The 19,309-nt window shown below is 40.5% G+C and carries 20 protein-coding genes; 19 read left to right on the forward strand and 1 reads right to left on the reverse strand.

The window, feature by feature from the left end; genetic code table 11:
* Positions 1–98: 98 nt before the first annotated feature.
* The 15 genes from KX728_RS03070 (at position 99) to KX728_RS03140 (ending at position 11,485) form a co-directional block, all read left to right on the forward strand.
* Positions 99–608, forward strand: a complete 510-nt coding sequence (locus tag KX728_RS03070; protein ID WP_198459393.1) for a GNAT family N-acetyltransferase — start codon at positions 99–101, stop codon at positions 606–608.
* A 444-nt stretch (positions 609–1,052) separates the two neighbouring features.
* On the forward strand, positions 1,053–2,201 hold the full coding sequence (wecB, locus tag KX728_RS03075; protein ID WP_215804850.1) for a non-hydrolyzing UDP-N-acetylglucosamine 2-epimerase: 1,149 nt from the start codon (positions 1,053–1,055) through the stop codon (positions 2,199–2,201).
* Between the two features lie 6 nt (positions 2,202–2,207).
* Entirely contained in the window at positions 2,208–2,987 is a 780-nt protein-coding gene (locus tag KX728_RS03080) for a hypothetical protein (protein WP_215804849.1), read from the forward strand.
* Between the two features lie 9 nt (positions 2,988–2,996).
* Complete coding sequence (locus KX728_RS03085) at positions 2,997–3,137, forward strand: hypothetical protein (protein ID WP_000176307.1); 141 nt, start codon at positions 2,997–2,999, stop codon at positions 3,135–3,137.
* A complete protein-coding gene (locus KX728_RS03090; RefSeq protein ID WP_215804848.1) occupies positions 3,130–4,440 on the forward strand; it encodes a glycosyltransferase family 2 protein in 1,311 nt (436 codons plus the stop codon). The genes KX728_RS03085 and KX728_RS03090 overlap by 8 nt, the downstream gene beginning before the upstream one ends.
* An 8-nt stretch (positions 4,441–4,448) precedes the next feature.
* Positions 4,449–5,552 (forward strand): family 8 glycosyl hydrolase, encoded by a 1,104-nt coding sequence (locus KX728_RS03095; protein WP_215804847.1) that lies wholly within the window; start codon positions 4,449–4,451, stop codon positions 5,550–5,552.
* Between the two features lie 122 nt (positions 5,553–5,674).
* A complete protein-coding gene (locus tag KX728_RS03100) occupies positions 5,675–7,075 on the forward strand; it encodes a bifunctional Cof-type HAD-IIB family hydrolase/peptidylprolyl isomerase (protein WP_057489455.1) in 1,401 nt (466 codons plus the stop codon).
* A gap of 1 nt (position 7,076) precedes the next feature.
* Complete coding sequence (locus tag KX728_RS03105; RefSeq protein ID WP_000689615.1) at positions 7,077–7,436, forward strand: S1 RNA-binding domain-containing protein; 360 nt, start codon at positions 7,077–7,079, stop codon at positions 7,434–7,436.
* Positions 7,437–7,489: 53 nt separating this feature from the next.
* Complete coding sequence (locus tag KX728_RS03110) at positions 7,490–8,239, forward strand: tRNA1(Val) (adenine(37)-N6)-methyltransferase (protein WP_000657018.1); 750 nt, start codon at positions 7,490–7,492, stop codon at positions 8,237–8,239.
* Positions 8,229–8,513, forward strand: coding sequence for a GIY-YIG nuclease family protein (locus tag KX728_RS03115; protein WP_000349631.1), 285 nt, complete (start codon positions 8,229–8,231; stop codon positions 8,511–8,513). Before KX728_RS03110 ends, KX728_RS03115 begins: the two co-directional genes overlap by 11 nt.
* 85 nt (positions 8,514–8,598) lie before the next feature.
* Entirely contained in the window at positions 8,599–9,534 is a 936-nt protein-coding gene (locus KX728_RS03120) for a manganese-dependent inorganic pyrophosphatase (RefSeq protein WP_215804846.1), read from the forward strand.
* 53 nt (positions 9,535–9,587) lie between these two features.
* The gene (locus KX728_RS03125) at positions 9,588–9,914 is read left to right on the forward strand and encodes a DUF2568 domain-containing protein (RefSeq protein ID WP_000985025.1); all 327 of its coding nucleotides are present in this window, start codon (positions 9,588–9,590) and stop codon (positions 9,912–9,914) included.
* A gap of 122 nt (positions 9,915–10,036) precedes the next feature.
* Positions 10,037–10,549 carry a YiiX/YebB-like N1pC/P60 family cysteine hydrolase gene (locus tag KX728_RS03130; RefSeq protein WP_000892233.1) on the forward strand — a complete coding sequence of 171 codons (513 nt, stop codon included), beginning with the start codon at positions 10,037–10,039 and terminating at the stop codon, positions 10,547–10,549.
* A complete protein-coding gene (locus tag KX728_RS03135; RefSeq protein ID WP_125441798.1) occupies positions 10,533–11,183 on the forward strand; it encodes a DUF1803 domain-containing protein in 651 nt (216 codons plus the stop codon). The genes KX728_RS03130 and KX728_RS03135 overlap by 17 nt, the downstream gene beginning before the upstream one ends.
* 101 nt (positions 11,184–11,284) lie before the next feature.
* On the forward strand, positions 11,285–11,485 hold the full coding sequence (locus KX728_RS03140; protein WP_000051185.1) for a CsbD family protein: 201 nt from the start codon (positions 11,285–11,287) through the stop codon (positions 11,483–11,485).
* A 32-nt stretch (positions 11,486–11,517) separates the two neighbouring features.
* Here the strand turns inward: KX728_RS03140 and KX728_RS03145 are convergent, their stop codons facing one another.
* Positions 11,518–12,963, reverse strand: a complete 1,446-nt coding sequence (locus KX728_RS03145; protein ID WP_070696316.1) for a UDP-N-acetylmuramoyl-L-alanyl-D-glutamate--L-lysine ligase — start codon at positions 12,961–12,963, stop codon at positions 11,518–11,520.
* A 105-nt stretch (positions 12,964–13,068) separates the two neighbouring features.
* On the opposite strand from KX728_RS03145, the gene KX728_RS03150 reads away from it, so the two are divergent.
* The 4 genes from KX728_RS03150 to KX728_RS03165 all read left to right on the forward strand — a co-directional run bounded on the left by KX728_RS03150 (position 13,069) and on the right by KX728_RS03165 (position 19,266).
* The gene (locus tag KX728_RS03150) at positions 13,069–14,691 is read left to right on the forward strand and encodes a putative polysaccharide biosynthesis protein (RefSeq protein WP_215804845.1); all 1,623 of its coding nucleotides are present in this window, start codon (positions 13,069–13,071) and stop codon (positions 14,689–14,691) included.
* 202 nt (positions 14,692–14,893) lie between these two features.
* Positions 14,894–16,852 carry a peptide ABC transporter substrate-binding protein gene (locus KX728_RS03155; RefSeq protein WP_215804844.1) on the forward strand — a complete coding sequence of 653 codons (1,959 nt, stop codon included), beginning with the start codon at positions 14,894–14,896 and terminating at the stop codon, positions 16,850–16,852.
* Positions 16,853–16,997: 145 nt separating this feature from the next.
* Positions 16,998–18,092, forward strand: coding sequence for a cystathionine gamma-synthase (locus tag KX728_RS03160; protein WP_000031951.1), 1,095 nt, complete (start codon positions 16,998–17,000; stop codon positions 18,090–18,092).
* A gap of 7 nt (positions 18,093–18,099) precedes the next feature.
* The gene (locus KX728_RS03165) at positions 18,100–19,266 is read left to right on the forward strand and encodes a MalY/PatB family protein (protein WP_000521336.1); all 1,167 of its coding nucleotides are present in this window, start codon (positions 18,100–18,102) and stop codon (positions 19,264–19,266) included.
* Positions 19,267–19,309 lie beyond the last annotated feature (43 nt).

Raw genomic sequence — 19,309 nt, forward strand, 5'->3', positions numbered from 1 at the left:
CTGTTGACCTAGTAAGATTCTTTTGTCTTACTAGGTTTTTTCTTTTAATCTTTATTATCGTGCTATAATGGTAGGAGAAAGCTATAAAGGAGCAACTTATGAAGACGACATGTTCAATTAGAAAAATGCAAGAATCTGACATTAAAGATCTATCTCGAGGATTTATCAGCCAAGGTTGGCCGGGTAGAGAAGAAATTTTGGCTAGATATTTTCTTGAACAAGAATGTGGGGAGAGAGAAGTCTTAGTTGCAGAGGTTGAGGGTGCTTTAGCGGGTTATATCACAATTTTGCCCTGCGCTAAGCAGGGGCCTTTTGCAGAAATCTATCCAGAACTATCAGATTTCAATGTATTTGAACCTTTTCAAAATCAAGGTATTGGAAATCTCTTGCTGGAAGAAGCAGAAAAACGAGTTAGGCTCATATCGGATAAGGTGACCCTTGGTGTTGGGCTCCATTCAGGGTATGGACCTGCCCAGAGATTGTACATCAAACGAGGCTATATTCCAGATGGGACGGGTGTTTGGTATCAGAACCATCAACCGGCCATGAATGCGGTTTGTGAAGATATCGGAGAATTGGTTTTGTATCTGTCGAAAAATTTGTTTTAAGACAGATTTTATAAGGTTTAAATTTTAAATATAGTAAACAATCACAGTCCCTTTTTCATTCGAAAAAGGGATTTTTTTGTTTGAAATTGTTTGATTTATTCTTCAAAGTGGTAAAATATAATTGTTTGAAATATCAAGATAAAGATAAATATCGAAAAAAGCATATAAGGTTTAGTTTTTTTAAAATACGGATTCTTTTGAAAAGTCTTAAAATTTCCTAAAATAAGGCTTTTTAAAGGTTGTAAATAATATTGTTACAAAAAGGTTACAAATTGTTAAAATTAAATGAAATGAAATAATATAATTTGGAAAAAATTTGACATATAAATAAATTGACGGTAAAATAATTATGAAAGTCAAATTAATTGAAATCGGAACTATTCGATACACAAATTAATACGATTTATCAAATTTTATTTTTTATTATAGTAGAAGGATAGCATAATGAAGAAACTGAAAGTGATGGTTGTTTTTGGAACACGACCAGAAGCTATTAAAATGGCCCCTTTAGTGTTAGAATTGCAAAAACATAGTGACAGCATTGAGACGATCACAGTTGTGACAGCTCAGCATCGCCAAATGCTAGATCAAGTTCTTGAAACTTTTAGCATCGAGCCACATTATGACCTGGATATTATGGGGAAAAATCAATCCCTCTTAGATATTACTGGAAAAATTTTAGAAAAGTTTGATCCAGTTGTTAAGCAAGAACTTCCAGATATAATTCTTGTTCATGGAGATACAACGACAACTTTTGCAGCAAGTTTAGTTGCTTTCTATAATCAGGTACGTATCGGCCACGTTGAAGCTGGTCTAAGGACCTTTGATAAGTATTCTCCTTTCCCAGAAGAAATGAATCGTCAGATGACTGATAACTTAGCGGATCTTTATTTTGCTCCAACTAGTGAGAGTAAAGAAAATCTCCTCAAGGAAAATCACCCTGAGTCTGCTATTGTCATTACGGGAAATACAGCCATTGATGCCTTGAAACTAACCGTTCAATCGGATTACTATCATGATGTTCTAGATCAATTGGATCCAGATAAGAAACTTGTATTGGTAACCATGCACCGTCGTGAGAATCAAGGTCAACCAATGAGAAATGTCTTTACAGCTTTACGTGAGATGGTCGATCTTCATCAGGAAATTGAAGTTGTTTATCCTGTTCACCTTAGCCCTGCTGTGCAAGAAGCAGCAAACGATATCTTAGCTGGTCACGATCGTATTCACTTGATCGAGCCTTTAGATGTACTTGATTTTCATAATTTGGCTTCAAGAAGCTATTTTATCATGACTGACTCTGGAGGTGTTCAGGAAGAGGCGCCTTCTCTCGGCAAACCTGTCCTTGTCCTTCGTGACACGACGGAACGTCCAGAAGGAGTAAGAGCAGGTACGTTGAAGCTAGTTGGTACGGATCCAGTACGTGTGAAAGAAGCGATGGCAGCACTCTTAACAGATGAAACTCTTTATGGACAAATGTCTCAGGCACCAAATCCTTATGGAGATGGAAGAGCTTCTGAACGAATCGTACAATCCATTCAACAGTACTTTGGGGCAGCGACTTTTGTATCTGAATTCAAAGGGGGGAAATAAGATAAAATGAAAAATTGGAGTCAATTTAAAAACTGGCTTATGGCTTTGCTTGCTTGTGAGGTCATTCTTTTGGTGCTTTGTTTTTTGTATGCTCGAGCAATCATTTTAGAACAAATCTTGTTTTTAGCTTTAGCCTTGTTTGCAGTGTTGGTATTATCTGACCTTTTGCTTACTTGGACCCTTATCTTAGCATTTGGTTTTGGACTTATCGTTTTGGTTGCGGGTGTGGTTTATATCCCGATCATTCAACTGATCTTCTTATTAATCAGTTTTCCACTTTTGATTGGGATTCTACTTAAGGTTCGTTATTATTTCTTCAAGGTGGCCTCAAAGGTCCAAGAACAGGAGGACGAAGCTCGAGCAGATTACCAAGCTATGATCACTGAACAAAGTGATGTGATGGTACAGTCCTTATTGATTCATTGGGCACATGAAGATTTGTTCTTCCAGATTAAACCCAAAGAACATAACCAGATGCTCAGTCGCATTCAAGAGGTGATTGCTCAGGAATTGAGTTACAATGATAAGCTCTATTACGTTTCGGATGGTAATTTTCTCGTTCTATCGAGTAGTAGCCAACATTCTTTGAAGGAACTTTATTTGAATGGTTTGCAGGAGAAACTGAGCAGTTTAGTTTTTCATGGAGAAGATGGCAATCAAGGAATTCAGTTCCAAACAGGCTATTTGGTGATTAACTCTGATAATAAAGATAAATACCAAGACTACGCGGATGTTGCCAGTCATCTCAAACGTCAATTAGAGACAGATGTAATTGTAGAATATTAGGAGGGAAACATGACTTTAACCGAACTATTTTTTGGTATTGCTTTGGGGCTCAGTCTCGCCTTTGGCATTTGTTTTATCATACTATTTATTGCATACAATATTCTTTACCATCGAGTGAACAAAAATTTTAAGGCGGTGAATCATGATTAGTCAAATGTTAATGATTTTTACCTTGCTTACAATTTGGATTTCTCTGGCATGGGGCTTGGTAATTCTCTTTTCGGCAGTACACTTTTGGTTTAAACACAGTGATTTTCGTGTAGACACTTCGCCGCTACCTTATTATCCGAAGGTCACCATTGTTGTTCCTGCTCATAATGAGGATGTGGTTATTGCCCAAACGGCAAAAGCTATCTTGGATATGAACTATCCTCACGACCGTGTGGAGTTGCTCTTGTTTGCGGATAACTGTTCAGATAATACCTATGCAGAGTGTTTGTCTGTACAAGCCATGCCTGAATATGCAGAAAGAAATCTGACTATTATCGACCGTACTGGTACGGGAGGAAAAGCAGGCGTTCTAAATGATGCTTTGGAGATGGCAACAGGTGAATACATCTGTGTTTATGATGCAGATGCCATGCATGAAAAAAATGCCCTCTATTTCCTTGTGAAAGAAGTGATGAAGGACCCAGAACGTCACGTGGCATCTTTCGGTCGCAACAAGACTCGAAACGCCAATCAAAATTTCTTGACACGTTGTATTAACCAAGAGATCGTTGTTACTCAGCGCGTGCACCACGTTGGAATGTGGCATCTCTTTAAAATTGGGCGTATTCCAGGAACTAACTTTATCATTCAAACCGACTTTGTAAAGAGTATCGGTGGTTGGAAAAATGGTGCCTTGACAGAGGATACCGATATTTCCTTCAAAATCATGCAGAGTGGTAAATTGATTGCCCTTGCCTATAATTCAGAGGCTTTCCAACAAGAACCTGAGACCTTAAAAAGTTACTATATGCAACGTAAACGTTGGGCAAAAGGAAATTATGAAGTAGTTCTCTCGAACTTTAAGCATTTATTTGGCAGAGCAAACTGGCGCGTTAAACTAGAAGTCTTTAACTATTCTTGTGTTTTCTTTTGGTTTAACTTTGCCATTGTCCTATCGGATTTGATTTTCCTAGCGAATGTGCTAGCAATCTGCCTTAATCTTTTCTTCCCAGATGTCAGGGTTCCATTTGCTTTTGATGCGGACAATATCTACATCGCCCAGCTCATGCTCTTCAACTGGATTCTCATGATTGGTCTTTATCTGATGCAAATTATGACAGCATTGGCAAGTCAGTTTGGACAAGCGACGACTAAACAAATCTGGTTGGCCTTGGCAGCCTATTTCTCTTATGCACAGATGTTTATCGTTGTATCCGTTGATTCCATTTCTTCAATCGTGCTGGACAAGGTACTCCGACGAAAAGAAACCAAGTGGGTTAAAACCAAGCGATTTGCAGGATAGGAGGTTCTATGAAAACGAATAAATTAAAATATGTCTGGTTTGTGCTCATCCTTTCTATCTTTTGTTTAGCCTTGTTTTTAGTAAGAGGAAGGACTAAAATCGAGATGCGTAATCGAATTTACAGCCAATGGAGTCAGCAGTTCCTTGTTACAAAAGGCGATCAGTCTTATGTTCGTACGACGAATGATTCTGAGGAAACGACAGTTCTATCAGAGGCCCAAAGTTACGGCATGCTCATAACGGTTTTAGCAGCCCAAAAAGGGCAAGCAACACAAGCAGATTTTGAGAGTCTTTATCGTTACTACCAAAATCATCGTATTGAGGGAACGCAGTTGATGTCTTGGAAGCAAGTAATCACAAATGGTAGCGAATCGGTTGAGAAGCAGAACGCAACTGATGGAGATCTCTATATCGCTTATTCTTTAATTGAAGCTGCCAAACAGTGGCCAGATAAAGCACAGGAATACCAAGAACAAGCTAAAAAGATCTTGGCTGATATCCTTCAATACAATTTCAACGAAGAGACAGGTGTTCTGACAGTAGGGAACTGGGCCAACAAGGATTCCGATTACTATTACTTGATGCGGACGTCTGATACTCTTCCTCACTATTTCCAATCTTTCTATGACCTGACTGGAAATAAACAGTGGTTAGACATTAAGGATAAGATGCTTGGGCAATTGGAGCAAATCAGTTCTCATTCTGATACGGGTCTCTTGCCAGACTTTATCTGGGCTGAGAAGTCAGGGGCACGTCTTGTTGATGCCAACACTATCGAATCTCAATACGATGGGGCTTATTCTTATAATGCTTGTCGTTTGCCTTATCACCTGTCACAGAGCCAGGATGAAAGAAGCCAAAAACTCGTTCAAAAGATGATGGATTTCTTTATGAAAGAGCAACGCATTTATGCTGGCTATGACTTGAACGGAACGGCCCTCAATCAATACCAGGCAGGTAGTTTCTTGGCACCGATTACCTACGCGTCTGACAAGGGAGAAGGCTATCTGAAACTTCTTCAGCAAAATAAATACATTTTCACACAAGATTTACCTTTGGACAACTACTATGATGCAACGATGATTACCATGATTGCTCTAGAGATGTTCTAGGATGAAAAGAGAGGGCTAGTTTTTCTGGCTCTCTTTTTGATAGGATTTTCATCTTTTTTCAAAAAAGGAATTTCATCAGCTTTATGGTATAATAGAAGGAGTGATAAAAAAGAGGTAGAGAGATGGATGCAAAATTAAAATACAAGGCAAAGAGGATTAAAATCGTCTTTTTTGATATTGATGATACCTTGCGTACGTCAAAGACAGGTTTTATTCCAGCTACAATTCCCACTGTCTTTAAACAGTTGCGTGAAAAAGGAATTTTAACAGGAATTGCCTCTGGGCGCGGTATTTTCGGTGTTGTTCCAGAGATTCGTGATCTCAAACCTGACTTTTTTGTAACCCTAAATGGGGCCTATATTGAAGATAAAAAAGGGAAGGTGATTTATCAACATCAGATTGACAAGTCAGATGTTGAGGAGTATGTCTCTTGGACGAAGGAAGAGGGAATTGAGTACGGCCTGGTTGGTAGTCATGACGCCAAACTCTCCACGCGAACAGAACTGATCAGTGAAGCTATTGATCCGATTTATCCAAACTTGGATGTGGATCCTAACTTCCATGAAAAAACGGATATATACCAGATGTGGACCTTTGAGGATAAAGGGGCTGATTTGCACCTACCAGAGTCTTTATCGGATAAACTTCGCATGGTGCGTTGGCATGAACATTCATCTGATATCGTGCCGATTTCAGGATCCAAAGCAACTGGTGTAGCCAAGGTGGTAGAACATATAGGCTTGAAACCAGAGAATGTCATGGTCTTTGGGGATGGTCTCAATGACTTGGAACTCTTTGATTATGCTGGAATCAGTATTGCTATGGGTGTTTCCCATGATAAAATCAAAGAAAAAGCAGATTATATTACAAAAACAGTAGAAGAAGATGGCATTTTTGATGCCTTAGAAGGATTTGGTATGGTAGAAAAAGAATTGCATTTCCCACAAGTAGACATTGAAACAGTAGAAGGTCCTCTTGCGACCATTAAAACAAATCACGGAGACTTGCGTATCAAGCTCTTCCCTGAACAGGCTCCCAAAACAGTAGCAAACTTTGTTGCTCTGTCAAAAGACGGTTACTATGATGGTGTGATTTTCCACCGAATTATCAAGGACTTTATGATCCAAGGTGGAGACCCAACTGGTACTGGTATGGGTGGTGAGTCAATCTACGGCGACTCTTTTGAAGATGAATTTTCAGAAGAACTCTACAATATCCGTGGTGCCCTTTCTATGGCCAATGCTGGTCCAAATACCAATGGTAGCCAGTTCTTTATCGTGCAAAACCAACATTTGCCATATTCTAAGAAAGAGATTGCGCGTGGTGGCTGGCCAGAACCAATAGCTGAGATTTATGCAGAACAAGGTGGAACTCCTCACCTTGACCGTCGTCATACTGTTTTCGGGCAGTTGCTAGATGCTGAATCTTTTGCGGTCTTGGATGCCATTGCAGCTGTTGAGACAGGTGCAATGGACAAGCCAGTTGAAGATGTAGTAATTGAAACGATTGAAATTGAGGACTAGAATGAAAATTGGTGATAAGCTAAACGGGCGTATTACAGGAATTCAGCCCTATGGTGCCTTTGTCGAGTTAGAGACAGGGGTGACAGGGCTGATTCACATCTCGGAGATTCGGACGGGATTTATTGAAAATATCTATGACATTTTAAAAATTGGCGATGAAGTTCAAGTTCAGGTGGTGGATTTTGACGAATACACTGGGAAGGCCAGTCTTTCTATCCGTACCTTGGAAGAGGAAAAACATCAATTGCCAAGACGGAGACGTTTTTCAAATGATCGGATCAAGCACGGTTTTGCACCACTTGGACGAATGATGCCTGTTTGGACGCGTGAGGCATTAGAGCATTTAAAGAAGAAGCCATAAATACGATTATCTAAACCATTTGTAATATTAACATTATTTGTTATAATAAAAGTATGAAAGAAGAACAATTATTAAAACCAGGAGAGCGAATCAATCAGCTCTTTTCGACAGATATCAAAATCATCCAAAATAGAGAGGTGTTTAGCTATTCGGTGGATAGTGTTCTTTTATCACGCTTTCCTCGCTTCCCTAAACGGGGTTTAATTGTGGACTTTTGTGCTGGAAATGGTGCAGTGGGACTTTTTGCTAGTTCACGTACTCAGGCGCGGATAATATCTGTAGAGATTCAGGAGCGCTTGGCGGATATGGCAGAGCGTTCGGTTCAGTTGAATGGCTTGGAAGAGCAGATGCAGGTCATCTGTGATGATTTGAAAAATATGCCTGCCCACATTCAGGGAAGTAAGGTGGATATGATTTTGTGCAATCCGCCTTATTTTAAGGTGGATCCGCATTCTAATCTGAACGAGAGTGAACATTACCTTCTGGCCAGACACGAAATTACGACTAACCTAAAAGAAATTTGCCGTAGTGCTCAGAGTATTCTCAAGTCTAATGGCCGTTTGGCCATGGTTCATCGTCCAGATCGGCTCTTGGATATCTTAGACATGCTTCAACGCCATAATTTGGCACCCAAGCGCCTGCAATTTGTCTATCCTAAACGTGAGAAGGAGGCTAATATGCTCTTAATCGAAGCTATCAAGGATGGATCGACCAGTGGCTTTAAGGTCTTGCCACCACTCATCGTTCACAATGATGATGGTTCTTATACACCAGAAATTCAAGAGATTTACTATGGATCATAAGGCCTATATGTATGTGGTGGAGTGTCGCGACGGTTCTTACTATACGGGCTATACAACGGATGTGAAGAGGCGCCTTGCCGTTCATAATAGTGGTAAGGGAGCCAAGTATACCCGAGCTCGCTTGCCAGTCAAACTCATCTATGTAGAGGGTTTTGCCAGTAAGGAAGAAGCCATGTCTGCCGAGGCTCTCCTCAAACGAAAGAAACGTCCTCAGAAAGAACGATTTTTATCTGAAAATCAAGAGAAAAATCTAGTCAACCATATTGATGTCTAAGGAGGAGTCTTTTGGCTCCTCTTACTTTTGTCAAAAGAGGAAAAAAGTGCTACAATAAGATGAATAAATTTAAAGAGGTATTATCATGTCTAAGATTCTAGTATTTGGTCACCAAAATCCAGACTCAGATGCCATCGGGTCATCTGTAGCCTTTGCTTACCTTGCAAAAGAAGCTTATGGATTGGACACAGAAGCAGTAGCACTTGGAACTCCTAATGAAGAAACAGCCTTCGTTTTGAACTATTTTGGTGTAGAAGCACCACGCGTTATCACATCTGCTAAAGCAGAAGGTGCAGAGCAAGTCATCTTGACTGACCACAATGAATTCCAACAATCAGTGTCAGATATTGCTGAAGTAGAAGTTTACGGAGTTGTGGATCACCACCGTGTGGCTAATTTTGAAACTGCCAGCCCACTTTACATGCGCTTGGAACCAGTTGGATCAGCGTCTTCTATCGTTTACCGCATGTTCAAAGAGCATGGTGTAGCTGTTCCTAAAGAAATCGCAGGTTTGATGCTTTCAGGTTTGATTTCAGATACTCTTCTTTTGAAATCACCAACAACTCACCCATCTGATAAAGTGATTGCGCCTGAATTGGCTGAATTGGCTGGTGTCAACTTAGAAGAGTACGGTCTTGCTATGCTGAAAGCTGGCACAAACTTGGCTAGTAAATCTGCTGAAGAATTGATTGATATCGATGTTAAGACTTTTGAACTCAACGGAAATAAGGTTCGTGTTGCCCAAGTCAATACAGTTGATATTGCTGAAGTCTTGGAACGCCAAGCAGAAATTGAAGATGCAATGCAAGCGGCTAATGCAGCAAACGGCTACTCAGACTTTGTCTTGATGATTACAGACATCGTCAACTCAAACTCAGAAATTTTGGCTCTTGGATCAAACATGGACAAGGTGGAAACAGCTTTTAACTTCAAACTTGAAAACAACCACGCATTCCTTCCAGGTGCTGTTTCACGTAAGAAACAAGTGGTGCCTCAGTTGACTGAAAGCTTTAATGGGTAATTTTTAAGGAATATTTGGAACTGTTAATTTGACTATTTATAGAAGGTGATAGCATGATGCGATTGATTGAAGGACTGCGCTTTTTGGTTGAGGTTGTGGCAATCCTTGGTCTTTTCTCCGTATCTGTGATACAAATTTCTTGGCTGGAAAAATTCCTATTTTTTCTTCTAGCAGTTCTATTAATCTTATTTTGGGCGCGATATATGGCACCAAAATCTCCACATGCTTTTAAAAAATGGCATCGCCTCGTTGCTGAAACATCGATTTTTATTTTAGTTAGTGGTAGTTTTTGGCATTTGTATGGATTGCAAATAGGAATCCTATACTTAGCTCTGTCTTTTGGAAGTTTGGGTCTGCTTTATTATTTTCAGCTAGAGTGATTCTTATAATATAGTTAATGAATTATTTAAATGGTAATTATTTGACTGGAGATTGACACGAGAAAACGGTGTTTTCCATATAGCTAAAGGGGTTTCGGCTCCTTTTTTTCTAGGAGAGAAAGATGTTAGAAAATGGCGATTTGATTTTTGTGAAGGACCTTTCAGATATGGGTCAGGCTATCCAGGATTCTACTGGGAACTATAGTCATGTAGCCATCTTTTTGGACGGTTTCATTTACCATGCTAGTGGACAAGCTGGTGTCATTTGTCAAGAACCGGCTGAATTTTTTGAACCAACTCATCTCTACGATCTTTATGTCTATCCAGAGCTGGAAGCTGACTTGGTAAAGGAGAGAGCTAGCAAACATTTGGGTGCACCCTATAATGCCTCTTTTTATCCGGATGGGAATGGCTTTTATTGCTCCCAGTATATCGCTGAAATCCTACCGATTTTTGAAACTATTCCCATGAAATTTGGTGATGGGGAGCAGGAGATTAGTGATTTTTGGAGGGAATATTACAGGAAACTCAAATTTCCTGTGCCTCTGAATCAGCCAGGGACCAATCCTAGTCAACTAGCAGCATCCCCTCTTTTAGAATGTAAAGAAAGGAATCTTCATGATTCAGATTTTTAACCCATCTCGTTTGACTCGACAGCCATTTTTTATAGATTTGGTGGACTATCTGGACCAGCATGATGATGTGATCCTCCGAGAAATTAAGGCTCAGTTTCCAGATGTAGCAGTTGATAAGCTCATGGAAGAGTTTATCAAGGCAGGCTTGATCCTAAGGGAAAACAAACGTTATTCCCTTAATCTCCCTTTTCTAGAATCGATAGGTAATCTATCCCTTGACCAAGAGATTTTTATCAGAGAGGACAGCCCAGTCTATCAAGCCTTGCTGGAGAAGACTTATGAGACAGAATTACGCAATCAAACTAATGCCGCCATTTTAGTCGAACCTACGGACTTTGCAAGAGAAAAGATGACCTTGTCCAACTATTTCTACAAGGTCAAGAATCAATATCCTTTGACAGAAAAACAGCAAGAACTCTATGCCATTTTAGGAGATGTCAATCCTGAGTATGCTCTCAAGTATATGACGACGTTTTTGCTCAAGTTCCTCAAAAAGGACCAGCTTATGCAGAAACGGCGTGATATCTTCGTTGAGAGTCTAGTCGTCTTGGGCTATATTGTTCAAAATGAAGAAGGGAAGTATGAGTTGGCTGTTGATTTTGACAAGGAACGGTTGACTTTCTATTTACCTTAATTGCTTCATTTTGAGCAGATTGTTTGACTTTACTAAAGAATAAGCATAAACTGAATGTAAGCGATAACGTTTATCGTATTAAAAGCAAAGGAGACAGAGCTATGTCACTTGAAAATAAATTGGAACAAGCAACTGGTGCTATCAAAGAAGGATTTGGGAAAGTTACTGGTGATAGCAAAACTGAAGCAGAAGGTGCTGTAGAAAAAACAGTTGCCAAAGCAAAAGAAGTTGTAGAAGATGCTAAAGGTGCTGTAGAAGGTGCCGTTGAAGGTCTTAAAAATTCATTTAAAAAAGAAGACTAAAAAAATCAAGGGAATGTTTCCCTTGATTTTTTTTATAGATAACGTTCTGCGATAGCTGCGTCTCCAGGATAGTCTTCTTTCTTTCCTTGGACGATTTGGTAACAATCAGCTCCCTTGCCTGCAATAATCACAGCATCGAGTTCTTGATTTGTGATGGCCATCGCTGCCTTGATGGCTTCTTCACGATCGGCAATCTTTTCAACAGGATGACTGATATAGCTACTGATTTCTTCAGCAATGACCATTGGATCCTCATAGTTGGGGTCATCAGCGGTGAGAAAGACATGAATCTCAGGGTGTTGATTGAGGAGGAGTCCAAAGTCTTTGCGACGACTTTCACCCTTGTTTCCAGTCGAACCGAGAACCAGAGCAATCTTTCCAGTTTGATGAGTTTCAACAACAGAAATCAGTTTTTTCAGACTGTCACCATTGTGGGCGTAGTCGATGAAGACCTTGGCTCCATTTTTCTGAGTGAGAACTTCCATACGTCCAGGGACGCGGGTTGCAGCGATCCCTTTTTTGATATCTTCAAGACTGGCACCTAGACGAAGACAGGCAAGTCCTGCAGCAACGGCATTTTCTTGGTTAAAGTGGCCGATGAGTTGGATATCATAATCACCAGCGAGTTTACCTGTAGCGGAAAAGCTAAAGGCTTTGGAGTTCTCGATTTGGTTACTTGACTGGCTACCATAGAAGTCATGTTCTTGATCTTCCACTTGTTCTTTCAATACAGAAAAATGGTCCATGTCGCTATTAATGACAACTGCTCGGCTATTTTTCATCAAGAGACGTTTGTGGTAGAAGTAATCTTCAAAGCTTGGATGCTCAATCGGACCGATATGGTCAGGAGTGATGTTAAGAAAGACACCTACATCAAAGGTCAGACCATAGACTCGATGAACAAGATAGGCTTGGCTAGAGACTTCCATTACAAGATGGGTTCTTCCATTCTTAACAGCCTGAGCCATCATGTCGAAAAGATCGATATTTTCAGGTGTTGAGAAGGAAGATTTAAAGAAGGTCTTGCCATCCAGAGTTGTATTCATAGTTGACAAGAGAGCTGTTGGGTAGCGTTGAGATAGGATGTGGTAAGCAAAGTAAGCAGCTGTTGTCTTTCCTTTTGTCCCTGTGAAAGCGAGAATTTTGAGTTTCTCTTGCGGATTACCATAAAATTCCATCGCAATCAAACTCATGGCTTTCTTGATATCGTTCACAATGATGACGGGGATACCAATCTCGTAGTCCTTTTCTGCGACATACCAAGCTAAGCCCTGCGAGATAGCTGAGAGCAGATATTCTTTTTTAAAGGCAGCACCTTTTGCAAAAAAAAGAGTCCCTTCTTTTACTTTTCGGCTGTCATAACTGATGCTATCAAAAACAACTTCACTGTAGTTGTAGTGGTAATGTCCTTGGTCAACAATCTCACGAAAAAGGCCATCTTTCTTTAAAATATCTAATACGGTTTCAATCTTAATCATACTTTCTATTATAAACTTCAAGCCCGAATTTTACAAGTAACAAGGAAAAGTTTATAATGGAAGATAAGGAACTTTTCCTAGTTATCAAAATTGAATGAGGAAGCTATGTCTAACGAAAACAATCACCAGCAAGCCCAGATGTTGCGAGGGACTGCTTGGCTAACAGCTAGTAACTTTATTAGTCGCCTCCTTGGTGCTATCTACATTATTCCCTGGTATATCTGGATGGGGACCTATGCTGCTAAGGCAAATGGACTCTTTACCATGGGCTACAATATTTACGCCTGGTTCTTGCTGATTTCGACAGCGGGTATCCCAGTTGCGGTCGCCAAACAAGTAGCTAAGTACAATACCATGCGAGAAGAAGAGCATAGCTTTGCCTTGATTCGGAGTTTCCTAAGCTTTATGACGGGCTTGGGCTTAGTCTTTGCTTTGGTCTTGTATCTCTTTTCTCCCTGGTTAGCAGATTTGTCAGGTGTGGGGAAAGACCTGATTCCCATCATGCAGAGCTTGGCTTGGGCAGTCTTGATTTTCCCATCTATGAGTGTCATCCGAGGATTCTTCCAAGGGATGAATAACCTGAAACCCTATGCTATGAGTCAAATCGCCGAGCAGGTAATCCGTGTTATCTGGATGTTGATGGCAACCTTCTTCATTATGAAGATGGGTTCTGGTGACTACTTATCAGCCGTTACCCAATCGACCTTTGCAGCCTTTGTGGGGATGGTGGCAAGTTTTGCAGTTTTGATCTACTTTCTTGCCCAAGAAGGTTTGCTCAAAAGAGTTTTTGAAACACGGGATAAAATCAATAGTAAGCGACTCTTAGTCGATACCATCAAGGAAGCCATTCCCTTTATCCTGACAGGATCAGCCATTCAACTCTTCCAAATCTTAGACCAGATGACCTTTATCAATAGTATGAAGTGGTTTACTAACTACAGCAATGAAGACTTGGTTGTCATGTTTTCTTATTTCTCAGCCAATCCTAATAAAATTACCATGATTTTAATCTCTGTGGGAGTTTCAATCGGGAGTGTCGGCTTGCCGCTGTTGACGGAAAACTATGTAAAAGGCGACTTGCAGGCGGCGGCTCGCCTAGTCCAAGATAGCCTTACCATGCTCTTCTTATTTCTACTGCCTGCAACGGTTGGAGTGGTCATGGTAGGGGAGCCTCTTTATACAGTTTTTTACGGTAAGCCAGATAGTCTGGCCATGGGCTTATTTGTCTTTGCAGTTTTGCAGTCTACTATCCTAGGCTTGTATATGGTCTTGTCTCCTATGCTTCAGGCCATGTTCCGAAACCGCAAGGCAGTTCTTTACTTCATCTATGGTTCCATTGCTAAGATCGTCTTGCAATTGCCAACCATTGCTATTTTCCATAGTTACGGTCCCTTGATTTCAACGACTATCGGCTTGATTATTCCAAATGTCCTGATGCACCGAGACATTTGCCAGGTAACGGGTGCTCGTCGAAAGATTATCTTGAAGCGAACCATTTTGATTACCATCTTGACCCTTGTCATGTTTATCCTAGTTGGCTTCTTGCAGTGGCTACTCGGTTTTGTCTTCCAGCCAAGTGGCCGTTTCTGGAGTTTCCTTTATGTGGCTCTCATCGGAGGGCTTGGAGGAGGTCTTTATGGTTTGATGAGCCTACGGACACGACTCTTGGACAAGATAATCGGCAAAGCTCAAGCAGACCGCCTACGTACACGATTGAAAATATCATAAAATGATTTATAAATAAAAGTAATAAATTTAACCTTTCTTTAACAGAAAGGTTTTTATACTACATTTTTCTTAAAAAAAGAGAACTTTTTCTAAAATTAAGAGCAAAAAATATGTTTTTTTAAGTTTTTCTTCAGAAATTACTTGACTAAATAAAACTAAAGCTGTATAATAAGACAAAACTTTTAAACAGGAGGTTCTGGAAATGAAAAAGTCTAAGGCCAAGTATCTGACACTTGCAAGTGTCGTGTTAAGCGCAGGTATCTTACTGAGCGCATGTGGAAATTCAAATAGCGCTACTAAAACATATAACTATGTTTATTCGAGCGATCCATCTAGTTTGAACTATCTTGCAGAAAACCGTGCAACAACCAACGACATCGTGACCAATTTGGTGGATGGATTGATGGAAAATGACCAATATGGTAACTATGTTCCATCATTGGCAGAGGATTGGACTGTTTCTCAGGACGGTTTGACCTATACTTACAAATTGCGTAAGGATGCAAAATGGTATACTTATGAGGGTGAAGAATACGCCCCTGTAACGGCCCAAGACTTTGTGACAGGTTTGAAATATGCTGCTGATAAAAAATCCGAAGCCTTGTACCTGGTTCAAGACTCGGTAGCAGGTTTGGATGACTATATCAACGGGAAAACAACTGACTTTTCAACTGTCGGTGTTAAGGCGATTGACGACCAAACGGTTCAGTACACTTTGACACGTCCAGAATCTTATTGGAATTCTAAAACAACTTCAACCATTCTCTTCCCTGTCAATGCAGATTTCTTAAAATCAAAAGGGGATGACTTTGGTAAGGTAGACCCTTCTAGTATTTTGTACAATGGACCTTTCTTGATGAAATCGTTTGTTTCAAAATCTGTTATCGAATTCAAGAAAAATCCCAACTACTGGGATGAAAAAAATGTCTTTGTGGATGATGTGAAATTGGCCTATTATGATGGTAGTGACCAAGATGCACTAGCACGTAACTTTGTAGAAGGAGTCTATAGCTACGCGCGTCTCTATCCAAATAGCTCAAGCTTTGAAGGAATTAAAGAGAAGAACAAGGATAACATCATCTATAGCATGCAAAATGCAACTTCTTATTACATAAACTTCAACTTGGATAGAAAATCATATAACTTCACGTCTAAATCATCAGATATCGAAAAGAAATCAACCCAAGAAGCAGTTTTGAATAAAAACTTCCGTCAAGCCTTCAACTATGCTTATAACCGTACAGCCTATGGAGCACAATCTCAAGGGGAGGACGGAGCAACAAAGATTATTCGTAACTTGGTTGTACCTCCTACGTTTGTAAGTATCAACGGAAAAGACTTTGGCGATGTTGTTTCAGAAAAGATGGTCAACTATGGCCAAGAATGGCAAGGAATCAACTTTGCGGACGCACAAGATCCATACTACAATCCTGACAAGGCTAAAGCTAAATTTGCAGAAGCTAAGAAAGAATTGGAAGCTAAGGGTGTGCAATTCCCAATCCACTTGGATGTATCTGTAGACCAATCAGCTAAAAAAGGTGTACTTGAAGCGAGCTCTTTAAAACAATCCATCGAATCTGTTCTAGGAGCTGAGAATGTGGTTATCGATATCCAACAGCTATCAACAGATGACTTTGACAACTCTAGCTACCTAGCTCAAACTGCAGCTCAAAAAGACTTTGATATCTATAATGGCGGTTGGAGTGCGGACTACTTGGATCCATCAAGTTATCTTGATATCTTAAATGTCAATAACGGTGGTATGTTGCAAAACATTGGTCTAGAACCAGGTGAGGTCAATGACAAGGCTAAGGCAGTTGGTCTGGATACTTACACTCAAATGTTAGAAGAAGCGAACAAGGAGCAAGAACCAGCAAAACGTTATGAAAAATATGCTGAAATTCAAGCTTGGCTCGTTGATAGCGCCCTTGCAATTCCAAACGTTTCTCAGGGTGGAACACCGACCTTGAGAAAGACAGTTCCATTCTCATCACCATTCTCACAAGCTGGAAATAAGGGTGTCGAATCATACAAGTACCTCAAGTTGCAAGATAAGACTGTAACGACTGATGAGTATGAAAAAGCTAAAGGAAAATGGCTGAAAGAAAAAGAAGAATCAAATAAAAAAGCCCAAGAAGAACTGGCAAAACACGTTAAATAATCAGTCTATTCAACAGGAAAAACGATAGTTTCTCAAGGAACTATCGTTTTTATATAGTTTGAAACTATAACTAGCTCTTGAAAACAAGAAAATGAGTTAGTAAAAATAAGTGGTACAATAGTTACTATAGATTTGGAGGTATTGTATGAGCAAAGAACTACACATCAACACAATTTTGGCCCAGGCTGGGATCAAGTCAGATGAGGCTACAGGTGCCTTGGTAACACCGCTTCATTTTTCAACCACTTATCAGCATCCGGAGTTCGGTCAGTCTACGGGATTTGACTATACTCGTACCAAAAACCCAACTCGCAGTAAGGCGGAGGAAGTCTTGGCGGCAATCGAATCAGCAGACTATGCCCTAGCGACAAGCTCAGGTATGGCTGCGATTGTACTAGCTTTTAGTGTTTTTCCAGTAGGAAGTAAAGTCTTGGCTGTGCGTGATCTTTATGGAGGCTCTTTCCGTTGGTTCAACCAAGTGGAGCAAGAAGGCCGTTTCCATTTTACCTATGCCAATACAGAAGAAGAGCTAATTGCTGAGTTAGAGAAAGATGTGGATGTTCTCTATATCGAAACACCAACCAATCCCTTGATGTTGGAATTTGATATTGCAAAACTTACAAAACTTGCTCATACCAAAGGTGCCAAGGTAGTGGTGGACAATACCTTCTACAGTCCAATTTACCAACGTCCGATTGAAGATGGTGCGGATATCGTTCTTCATTCTGCTACCAAGTATCTAGCAGGGCACAATGATGTTTTAGCTGGGGTGGTTGTGACTAATAGTTTAGAACTATATGAGCAACTTTTCTACAATTTGAATACGACTGGTGCGGTCTTGTCACCATTTGATAGTTATCAGTTGATTCGTGGTCTCAAAACTCTACCTCTTCGTATGGAACGTTCGACAGCCAATGCCCAAGAAGTGGTTGCTTTTTTGAAGGATTCACCTGCTGTTAAGGAAGTGCTCTATACAGGACGTGGGGGGATGATTTCCTTTAAAGTAGTGGATGAAAAACGTATTCCTCATATTTTAAATAGCCTCAAGGTCTTCTCTTTTGCTGAGAGTTTAGGTGGGGTGGAAAGCCTGATCACCTATCCGACGACTCAAACCCATGCGGATATTCCAGCAGAAGTGCGTCATTCCTATGGCTTAACAGATGACCTCTTGCGCTTGTCAATTGGGATTGAGGATGCCAGAGATTTGATTGCGGACTTGCGACAAGCTTTGGAAGGATAAGATAGATATGGGAAAATATGATTTTACAAGCCTGCCCAATCGTTTTGGGCATCATACCTATAAATGGAAAGAAGCGGAAGCTGATCGAGAAGTTCTACCAGCTTGGATAGCAGATATGGACTTTGTGGTTTTGCCTGAAGTTCGACAAGCTGTACAAGCCTACGCAGATCAGTTGGTCTATGGCTATACCTATGCCAGTGATGCTTTGATTGAGTCGGTTCAGGACTGGGAAGCCACACAACATGGCTATCACTTTGATAAGGATGCCCTCGTCTTTATCGAGGGTGTGGTACCAGCTATTTCAACAGCCATTCAAGCCTTTACAAAAGAAGGAGAGGCTGTTCTGATTAACACACCGGTCTATCCACCTTTTGCCCGCAGTGTCAAACTGAACAATCGCAGATTGATTACCAATTCTTTGGTGGAAAAGGACGGGCTGTTTGAGATTGACTTTGACCAGTTGGAGAAGGAATTGGTGGAAGAGGATGTGAAGCTTTATATCCTTTGCAATCCCCACAATCCTGGTGGACGTGTTTGGGAAAAGGAAGTGTTAGAAAAGATTGGGCATCTCTGCCAAAAACACGGTGTTTTGTTGGTTTCAGATGAGATTCACCAAGATTTGGCCCTCTTTGGTCACAAACACCAGTCATTCAATACCATTAATCCAGCTTTTAAAGACTTTGCCCTTATCTTGAGCAGTGCCACTAAGACCTTTAATATTGCTGGGACGAAAAATTCCTATGCAGTTATTGAAAATCCAAAGCTTCGTGTGGCTTTCCAAAAACGCCAGTTGGCCAATAACCAACATGAAATCTCAGGCTTGGGGTATTTGGCGACAGAAGCTGCCTACCGTTATGGCAAGGACTGGTTAGGAGAGTTAAAAGAAGTCATCGAGGACCACATTAACTATGTAGTGGATATTTTGGGCAACGAAACCAAGATTAAGGTCATGAAACCACAAGGTACCTACTTGATCTGGCTTGATTTTTCAGTCTATGAGCTAACGGATGACCGCTTGCAAGAGCTTTTGAAGAATGAAGCCAAGGTTATCTTGAATCGAGGTTTGGACTTTGGAGAGGAGGGAACTCTTCATGCCCGCCTCAATGTGGCTATGCCGAAGTCAGTACTGGAAGAGGTTTGCCAACGCATCGTGACCACTTTTGCTACACTTTAAAAATCGAGCCTTCTAGGAGAAAAGTCTTCCTAGAAGGCTATTT

Origin of the sequence: Streptococcus oralis (assembly GCF_019334565.1) — a bacterium.
In the GTDB taxonomy this organism is placed as follows: domain Bacteria; phylum Bacillota; class Bacilli; order Lactobacillales; family Streptococcaceae; genus Streptococcus; species Streptococcus oralis_CR.